The organism is Bacillus sp. HMSC036E02 (assembly GCF_001836235.1).
Classification (GTDB): Bacteria; Bacillota; Bacilli; order Bacillales; family Bacillaceae_G; genus Bacillus_A; species Bacillus_A cereus.
Genome location: NZ_KV827838.1, coordinates 1 through 272, shown reverse-complemented (window position 1 = coordinate 272; position 272 = coordinate 1). Strand labels below are relative to the sequence as shown.

Sequence of the window (272 nt, the reverse complement as noted above, 5' to 3'; positions counted from 1 at the left end):
AATGCTGCAACTAATGCCTGTGATATGGCAATTGGAATTGGATGTAGTGTTACAATCCTAGAGGTTAATCAAGAAAGAATTGCATATTTAAGAAAGCAATACGCAACAGAAGAAGTAAATATAATTGAATCTAATACTGAAAATCTAGAGCGAACGATTAAAGAAGCAGATTTATTTATTTCAACAATTTTAATACCAGGATCTCGCCCTCCTAAAATTGTTAAAGAGTATATGGTTCAATCTATGAAGCCAGGAAGTGTCATTGTGGATAT

1 pseudogene is annotated in these 272 nt (G+C 32.7%); it reads left to right on the top strand.

Annotated elements, in window-relative coordinates:
• Positions 1 to 272, top strand: a pseudogene (locus HMPREF2590_RS12080) (alanine dehydrogenase); the annotation flags it as partial.